We start from the raw sequence: 1,727 nt of genomic DNA, 5'->3' as shown, positions 1-1,727 counted from the left end.
GAATGCTATTTGCATTTAGCGGCAACCCGACAGACTGCAAAGTTGACAGAATATCCTGCTTAACTCTTAATAAATTTGCCGCTTTAGCAATCGCAGGCTGCACATCTTCCGTCACCAACAAATCTACCCCATCAAGAAAATCAAAAACCTCATCTATTGGCGACAGCAAACAAATATCGCAGTCCATATAAATAGTTTTCTCAAACAAAGATTCCCCGTACAAAGCCAGCTTAGCTTGTCGCGATGCTAAAACAGGATTTTCATTAGAGGGTGCAGGTTTCAATATGACATTTCCGAACACCTGAAGTAAAGGATATAAAATTAGAGGAACTCTATCTATTAAAATAATAATTGGTTCCCGGTGAAACTTCCTGATAGACGCCAGAAAATGAACGCAATCCTGGAAAGAGTAAAGACCAGTTAATATAGTAATAAATCCCTTGACTGCTAATTTATTTGAATTCATTTATTTACTTATTGATTTACTTATTTACCGAGCGTGTGTCCACTCCCAAAAGCTCTCACTCCAGTCATCTCGTTCGTGAAAAATTCCTTGCCATTCATAAAAATGTACAAAATCTTTCAGGTTAATTGTTTTATTAAGATTTGCGATCATGTAAAGAGGTTTATCTCCATAAAAAGAAGCCCACATAGTATAACTGCTAGGCGGCCCGACAACATAGTCGCACTCAGCCAAAGCATACATATCTTCAATTAAATGACCACTGCCAAATCCACAGTTAAAATTATCAAATAAACTCGATTTTTGTGGGATATTAGAACAAATCAAAAACTTGATTGTTTTTCCTTCAAATAGCCTTACCACAGAATTCATGACTTCTAAATATTGCTGAGTAGTGTAAAAGTATCTCCCCTGTTGATGCTGAGCATAATCACCTTGACGGATGTGAATTCCGACTAGCATATCAGAGTTATCTTTTAAATTCAATATCAAACGATCTACATTGATTCTATATCGCTCTAATGGTGCAAAGTAGGCTCTAATTTGGTCGGCGTACTTGTGTAAATAGGGGAGATCTTCTACAAACCAGCCATCTCGAAATAGCCAGCCTTGAAAACAAACAATTGAACCCTGCTTGATTTGTGCGATATCCTGATATGTAAGCCAACTAAAAGGTTTTTTTCGGGTTATTTCTTGCGTTTTTAAATTTTTTTTGCTGCTTAAATATTTAATAAAATTATAATATTGGCTTCTGACTAACTTGTTACCTCCTACGGTAAAATATGGAGGAGGATAACAACACAAAAAATCCCCTGCGGTTCCCACAAAGAATTCTGCATATTCCTCAAAAGCCGGATTGAGAACAGTCAAATTATGCTCGATCGCCCAAGCAATGAAATTAGCAAAAAGCAGCAGTCGGTTGCCGAGTTGTCCCGATTTAGCAGATATTATTAGCATATTGTATTTTTGGGGCTGGCCGGACGCCAAACCCCTACTCCCCACAAGAATTCAATCAAATTGTGCTGTAATGGTAAGGTGCGCTATAAGCACGCTACATATTAAGAGTGGTGACACTTTTGATGCCACTGCCAAGCATGGGATATAATATCCTTGATGTCGGGATATTATGGAGACCAACCCAAGGTTTTGATCGCCTTTTTGCTGCTGCCAACCAAAGCCGGCGGGTTGCCCGGACGCCGATCGCACTCAACAGCCTTAATCTCTTTTCCCGTCACTTGGCGAGCCGTTTCTATCACCTCTTTCA

At 39.1% G+C, this 1,727-nt stretch carries 1 protein-coding gene and 2 pseudogenes; all 3 read right to left on the bottom strand.

Features of this window, described 5'->3' with window-relative positions; genetic code table 11:
• A pseudogene (locus QUA10_RS28950) lies at positions 1-466 on the bottom strand (hypothetical protein); the annotation flags it as partial.
• Positions 467-490: 24 nt separating this feature from the next.
• On the bottom strand, positions 491-1,420 hold the full coding sequence (locus QUA10_RS28945) for an alpha-1,2-fucosyltransferase (protein ID WP_333085403.1): 930 nt from the start codon (positions 1,418-1,420) through the stop codon (positions 491-493).
• Between the two features lie 170 nt (positions 1,421-1,590).
• Positions 1,591-1,727, bottom strand: a pseudogene (locus QUA10_RS28940) (UDP-glucose 4-epimerase GalE); the annotation flags it as partial.

The organism is Microcoleus sp. Pol8_D6 (assembly GCF_036700965.1).
Classification (GTDB): domain Bacteria; phylum Cyanobacteriota; class Cyanobacteriia; order Cyanobacteriales; family Microcoleaceae; genus Microcoleus.
The sequence above is the reverse complement of the archived record's forward strand: the minus strand, read 5'-3'. Positions and strand labels throughout refer to the sequence as shown.